The 6,186-nt window shown below is 71.5% G+C and carries 7 protein-coding genes; 2 read left to right on the top strand and 5 right to left on the bottom strand.

Features of this window, described 5'->3' with window-relative positions; translation table 11 throughout:
- Positions 1-65 precede the first annotated feature (65 nt).
- From ABZS97_RS30775 to ABZS97_RS30760, 4 genes are all read right to left on the bottom strand, one after another.
- Positions 66-656 carry a hypothetical protein gene (locus ABZS97_RS30775; RefSeq protein ID WP_356142890.1) on the bottom strand — a complete coding sequence of 197 codons (591 nt, stop codon included), beginning with the start codon at positions 654-656 and terminating at the stop codon, positions 66-68.
- A 24-nt stretch (positions 657-680) separates the two neighbouring features.
- Positions 681-1,382: a hypothetical protein gene (locus ABZS97_RS30770; RefSeq protein WP_356142888.1), complete on the bottom strand. Its 702-nt coding sequence runs from the start codon at positions 1,380-1,382 to the stop codon at positions 681-683.
- Between the two features lie 80 nt (positions 1,383-1,462).
- Positions 1,463-1,906 (bottom strand): nuclear transport factor 2 family protein, encoded by a 444-nt coding sequence (locus ABZS97_RS30765; RefSeq protein WP_356142886.1) that lies wholly within the window; start codon positions 1,904-1,906, stop codon positions 1,463-1,465.
- Positions 1,907-1,978: 72 nt separating this feature from the next.
- Positions 1,979-2,698 carry a YafY family protein gene (locus tag ABZS97_RS30760; RefSeq protein WP_356142884.1) on the bottom strand — a complete coding sequence of 240 codons (720 nt, stop codon included), beginning with the start codon at positions 2,696-2,698 and terminating at the stop codon, positions 1,979-1,981.
- A 109-nt stretch (positions 2,699-2,807) separates the two neighbouring features.
- On the opposite strand from ABZS97_RS30760, the gene ABZS97_RS30755 reads away from it, so the two are divergent.
- On the top strand, positions 2,808-3,428 hold the full coding sequence (locus ABZS97_RS30755) for a dihydrofolate reductase family protein (RefSeq protein WP_356142882.1): 621 nt from the start codon (positions 2,808-2,810) through the stop codon (positions 3,426-3,428).
- Positions 3,429-3,476: 48 nt separating this feature from the next.
- Positions 3,477-3,986 carry a GNAT family N-acetyltransferase gene (locus ABZS97_RS30750; protein WP_356142880.1) on the top strand — a complete coding sequence of 170 codons (510 nt, stop codon included), beginning with the start codon at positions 3,477-3,479 and terminating at the stop codon, positions 3,984-3,986.
- Positions 3,987-4,028: 42 nt separating this feature from the next.
- On the opposite strand, the gene ABZS97_RS30745 is transcribed toward ABZS97_RS30750, so the two are convergent.
- A complete protein-coding gene (locus ABZS97_RS30745; protein ID WP_356142896.1) occupies positions 4,029-6,014 on the bottom strand; it encodes an MDR family MFS transporter in 1,986 nt (661 codons plus the stop codon).
- Positions 6,015-6,186: the final 172 nt, after the last annotated feature.

The raw sequence follows: 6,186 nt of genomic DNA, 5'->3' as shown, positions 1-6,186 counted from the left end.
CCGGACGACGGTCCGGGGGCGCGGCCTGTGTGCTGTCCGCGTACTGCCTGCGTCTGCCGGGTTCCTCAGATCCTCAGCAGCCGCTCCGTCAGTTCGCGGTAGTCCCGCAGGGCCAGGCGGAGTTGCTCGGTGTCGGAGGAGTCCTCACCGGTGGTCTGCCAGGACGCGCGCAGCGTACGGCGACGCTGCGTCACCGCGTCCGTGAGCCGCTCGGCGGCCTCCTCCAGCACATGGTCGGCCTCCTCGATGGACGCCCGCGGACCGTCGACGAATCCACCGACGGCGTGCTGCAGCCGCAGCGACAGCTTGTCGGTGTCGTCGTGCGGGACCAGCCGGGTGTCGTGCGCGGAGCCCTTGCGGGCCGCGGCACCCATGCCGGTGCCCGTACCGGTGTCCCTACCGGTGTCCATGCCCTCCCGGGCCGGCGTGTCCGTCGTACGGCTCGTACGGCCGCCGCCGAGGTCTTCGGCCTGAGCGGCCTGGCCCATGCGGCCCTTCATGGGCGCGGGCCGGTCGCCGCGCGGTGTGCCTTCCATGTGCTCGGCACGCTCGGCGCCCTTGATGCCTTCGGTGCGTCCTTCGTTGCGTTCTGCGTTGCGTTCGTCGTTGCGTCCTTCGGTGCGTCCGGTGCCTTCGGTTCCTTCACCTGAGATCACGTACTTCACCTTCCTCGGCTGCCCTCAACTGCCCTTCGCCTGATGCCTGTTGAACGCCCACGGCAGATGGGACCGGCTGTGGGAGGCGGAGCCCTCGGTGCGGGCGGGCGCCGCTGTACGGGTGTCTCCGGCCGCCTCGGAACCATCGTCCGCGCGGTGGCGGGCGTGGTCCCGGCGGGACGGGGTCACCAGCTCGTCGAAGAGGGCGCGGGCCTCGACCATGGCCTCGCGCAGCTCCTCCGTACCGGCCCCGCCGTCCGCGGTGCCGGACTGCGCGGCCCGGTGCACCTGACGGAAGCCGTGGACGCGGTGCCCGTGGTGCACGGAGAGCGCGGCGAGCTGCTCCTCGTAGCGGCCGCCGTCCGGGAAGCCGCGTTCGCCGGCCAGCTCCTGCAGCAGCCGGTCCGCCTCGGCGACCGCCTCCCGCGGCGAGTCGACGAAGCGTTCCTGGGCGGCCGTCCAGCGGGCCACGTACTGGTCACGGGCCGCGGGTTCCAACGGCCGCTCACGCAGCGAACCGTGCCGCTTGACGCGTTCGGCAAGGTCGCGTTCGGCGGCCCGGGCGTCGCCGTCGTGCCTGGCGACGGTGCGGTCGTACTCGGGCCCGAAGCGTCGCCGCAGGTTTCGCCCGCCCTGCGGCCTCCGGGCGAGAAGGACAAGGGCGGCCGCGACAATGACAACGGCCGCCACGATCACGATCAGAGCGATGATCACGCCTGTGGACATGGATGCCTTCCGGGGTCCTCGGCCCAACGGGCCGGCTCCCCGTCCGGGTTGCCCGGAACTCGCCCCTCAAACAGCGTCCGTCACGCAGCGAAGCGACGGTGACCCGTCACGGACCACACCGTCACGATGCGTCCCGCCCGTACCTCGATCAGGTCGATGCCGCTCTTCGCCAGGCCGGCGCCTGAGGCGTCCTCCCCCTTCACGTACCAGCGGGTCGCCGCGCCGCGCTGCCCGGCGTCGACGAGCGGGGTGCCGTCCATGGCGTAGTGGAGGGCGGGGTAGGACGCGCGGAACCGCGCGATGTAGTCGACGACGGCCGCCGGTCCGTGGATGTCGTCGGTCTCCGCGCCGTCGGGGGTGTTGCCGAACCGGATCCGGAAGTCCGGGTCGAGGAAGCGCTCGGGCTCGCTGAAGTCGCCGTTCCACATGGCCGTCCAGCGCGCGAAGAGGGCGATCCCCGTCTCAGGGGTGAGGGTGTCGGGGGCCGAGTCCGTCGTCGTGGTGGTGGTCGTGGTCGATGTCATGGTGGTCGCCTTCCGTGGTGGGAGACAACAGCTTCACGCCCGTGCGCGACAACCCCCTGTCGGTGATTGCGCTCACACCCCCAGTTCGGTCAGCGGCATCAAGTCCCAGCCGAGCGTGTCGAGTTCGGCCAGGTCGATCGCGCGTTCCGGTATCCGCTCGTCGAGCAGCGCGGCCTTCCGTATGCGGTCGAGACGGAAACAGCGCACACCGGAACGCAGCCGGCACCACGCCACCAGGTACCAGTGGTCCGCGCCGCCGAGGAAGGCGAGCGGCTCGACGGTACGTCCGGTCAGCGCGCCCGCGACGTCCGCGTACTCCAGGCGCAGCACCCGCCCGGCCGCCAGAGCCTCCCGCAGCGGTCCCGGCACGGCCGGCGCGGGCGGCTGCCGCTCGGCCGAGGCGGGCACGAGCAGCTGGACCCGGCCCGCGAGGTCCGTGGCGGCCGTGCGCTCCCGGTCCGGCATCACGGCCAGCACCTTGTGCAGCGCGCTGCGCGCGTCGGCCGCGAAGGGCGTGCCGGTGAGCGCCCGCAGGGCGACGGCCAGCGCGGTCGCCTCGGCGGGGGTGATGGTCAGCGGCGGCAGGGTCCGCTCCCGGTCCAGGACGTAACCGCCGCTCCGGCCGGGTTCGGCGTAGACCGGCACGCCCGACTGCTGCAGCGCGGCGAGATCCCGCTCGATCGTGCGGACGCTGACCTCGAAGCGCAGGGCGAGCGTCCGCGCGCTGCGCGGACGGGGCGCGGCGGCACGCAACTCCTCGACGAGCGCGTACAGCCGGTCTGTTCGGTTCATGACGACCAGTTTCCGTAATTCGTCCGGCGGGTGTGTCGATTCGGGGGCGGCCCGTTCGACGCACGGAGTGAGAAGAGCGAGAAGCCAGAATCCCCTTGAGGAGATCATCATGAGCAAGGTCGTCGCACGGCTCGCCATGTCGCTGGACGGATTCATCGCCGGGCCCGACTCCGGAGTGGAGCACCCTCTCGGCATCGGCGGCGAGCGCTTGCACCAGTGGGTGTACGGGCTGCGCGCGTTCCGGGAGGCGCAGGGCCTGGCGGGCGGGACGGACAACGCGGACTCGCGGATGCTCGAAGCCTGGAACGCCGGGTCCGGGGCGGTCGTGATGGGCCACGGCATGTACGTCACCGGGGAGATCCCGTGGGGCGACAACCCGCCCTTCCACCACCCCGTGTACGTCGTCACCCACCACCCCCGCGAGACCCTCCACAAGCAGGGCGGCACCGACTTCCACTTCGTCACCGAGGGCCCCGAGCACGCTCTCTCACTCGCCCGGGAGGACGCGGGCGAGAAGGACGTCTCGCTGGCCGGCGGCGCGCACCTCGTCCAGCAGTTCATCCGCGCGGGCCTGCTCGACGAACTGCTCCTGCACATCGTCCCCGTCCTGGCCTGCACCGGCACCCGTCTCTTCGACGACCTCGGCACCGAGCACATCGAGTGGCACAAGACCGAGGTCCACGACTCCCCCGAGGTCACGCACATGCTGCTGCGGGCCGTGAAGCCCTGAGGAAATGCGGTTGCCGACAGGGCGGGGCACGCCGTGACAATGATCGACATGACCCGTGAGGCACTCCCCTGGACGATCGCTCCCGAGCCCTTCGACTCCCCCGTCGCCGCCGAACTGTGGCGGGCGTACTACACGGAGGTCAGCGACCGCTGGTACCTGCTCCACGAAGCGCGGCGCACCGACCCCGACGAACTGGAGCGGGAGATCGCCGCCGACACGGGCGCGTATCTCGCACCGCCCGGTGGAGTGCTGCTCGTCGCGCGGTACGGGGGCGAGCCGGCCGGCACCGCGGGCGTGCAACTGACCGACGCGGCCACGGCCGAACTCAAGCGCGTCTTCCTCCGCGAGGGGATGCGCGGCCGGGGTGGCGCGGCGCTGCTGGTGGCGGCCGCCGAGGACGCGGCGCGTGGCCTCGGCGCCGAGCGGATCGTCCTCGACACGCGTAACGACCTCGTGGAGGCGCGCACCCTGTACGCCCGCCTCGGCTACGAGGAGACCGCGCCGCACAACGACAGCACCTACGCGGAACACTGGTTCGCGAAGAAGCTCACGGGCTGAGGAAGCCGACCGGCTGGGGGCCCATGGGAGGTCCTGGGCGGATCAGGCGACCGTCCTGTACGGGCGTGCCGTCGCCCCGTCGTGCGGGCGTTCCCCGTCGGAGCCGCACATCTCGGCGTTGAGTTCCGTGATCAGCTGGGCCAGGTCGGTGGGGCGGTCCGGGCCCCACCAGTCGCCGAGCAGTTCGGCCAGGGACTCCTCGCGGGCCTCGGCCAGCTTCCCCGCGGCGACCCGGCCCTCGTCCGTGAGGACCAGGTCGACGCCCTCGCGCACGGCGAGGCGGCGCTCCTCGACCTGACGGGCCGCCGCGATCACGACACTCAGCGGTACGGCGCTGCGCTCGGCGAGCACCGCGGGCTCGGCCCAGCCGTACTTCCTGATCCGCAGCAGCAGCCAGCTCGCGGCGGGCAGCAGGTCGTAGCCCGCCCGCGCGGTGATCTTCTCGTAGATCTCCCGGCGCCCCTCGCGGGTGCCGAGCACGGACAGCGCGCGGCACACCTCGTCGTACGAGGAGCGTTCCACCGGGTTGCTGGCGAGCGTCTCCGTGAGATCGGGGGTCGTGACGGCGCCCCGCAGCTTGTCCTCGCGCAGGAACCAGGCCAGCACGAAGCCGACGACGGCGACCGGGGCGGCGTACAGGAAGACGTCCGTGATGGATGCGGCGTACGCGTGCAGGACCGGGGGCTGCAGGGTGGACGGGAGTTGGGAGATGCCCTTCGGGTCGGCCTTGAGGGAGTCCGCCGTGATGCCCGCCGGGAGCTGCTGTCCGCTGAGCGCGTCCGTCAGCTTGTCGCCGAGGCGGCTCGCGAAGACCGTGCCGAAGATGGCCACGCCGAACGAGGCACCGATGGAGCGGAAGAAAGTGGCGCCGGAGGTGGCGACGCCCAGATCCTCGTACGACACGGCGTTCTGCACGATCAGCACGAGGACCTGCATGACCAGGCCGAGGCCCAGGCCGAAGACGAAGAAGTACGCGCTCATCTCGCCGGTGCCGCTGTTCTCGTCGAGCTGGTGCAGCAGGAGCAGACCGAGGGCCGTGACCGCCGTGCCGGCGATGGGGAACACCTTCCAGCGGCCGGTACGGCTGACGATCTGGCCGGAGGCGGTGGAGGAGATCAGCAGGCCGAACACCATGGGCAGCATGTGCACGCCGGACATCGTGGGCGTCACGCCCTGGACGACCTGGAGGAACGTGGGGAGGTACGTCATCGCGCCGAACATGGCGAAGCCGACGATGAAGCTGATGACGGCGGCGAGCGTGAAGGTGCGGATGCGGAACAGCTTGAGGGGGAGGACGGGTTCGGCCGCCCTTTGTTCGACGGCGACGAAGGCCACCGCCAGGACGACGCCGAGGACCGCGACGCCGATCAGCTGCGGCGAGTTCCAGTCCCAGGTGGTGCCGCCGAGCGACGCCACCAGGATCAGGCAGGTGGCGACGGTGGCGATGAGGAGGGTGCCGAGGTAGTCGATGACGTGATGCTCGGCACGGTGCGGGATGTGCAGGACCGCGGCGATCACGGCGAGGGCCACGATGCCGACCGGCAGGTTGATGTAGAACACCCAGCGCCAGCTCAGATGCTCCGTGAACAGGCCGCCGAGCAGCGGGCCGAGCACGCTCGTCGCGCCGAACACCGCGCCGAACAGCCCCTGGTACTTGCCGCGTTCGCGCGGCGGCACGAGGTCGCCGACGATCGCCATCGACAGCACCATCAGCCCGCCGCCGCCGAGCCCCTGCAGCGCGCGGAAGCCGATCAGCTGCGGCATGTTCTGCGCCATGCCGCACAGCGCCGACCCGATCAGGAAGATCACGATCGCCGCCTGGAACAGCCGCTTTCGGCCGTACTGGTCACCGAGCTTGCCCCACAGCGGGGTCGCAGCGGTCGACGCGAGCAGGTATGCGGTGACCACCCAGGAGAGGTGCTCCAGGCCCCCGAGGTCGCTGACGATCGTCGGCAGCGCGGTCGACACGATCGTCTGGTCCAGCGCGGCGAGCAGCATGCCCAGCAGGAGGGCGCCGATCGAGACCATGACGCCGCCGGGTACGTGCTGGTCGGGGGTTTCGCCTCTGCGGTGACGGCCTCGGGCGGGGGTGTCGGGAGCCACGGCCGGTGACGGCGAGCTCGTTTCCCGCCCTGCCGCAGGCTGCGCTTCTCCGGCGCCTTGCGCGTCCTCGGTCATGCAGACCTCCCGTGGGCCGCTC

The organism is Streptomyces sp. NPDC005485 (assembly GCF_040606085.1).
Lineage (GTDB): Bacteria > Actinomycetota > Actinomycetes > Streptomycetales > Streptomycetaceae > Streptomyces.
Note: the sequence above shows the minus strand (reverse complement) of the source record. Positions and strands in the feature narration are given on the sequence as shown.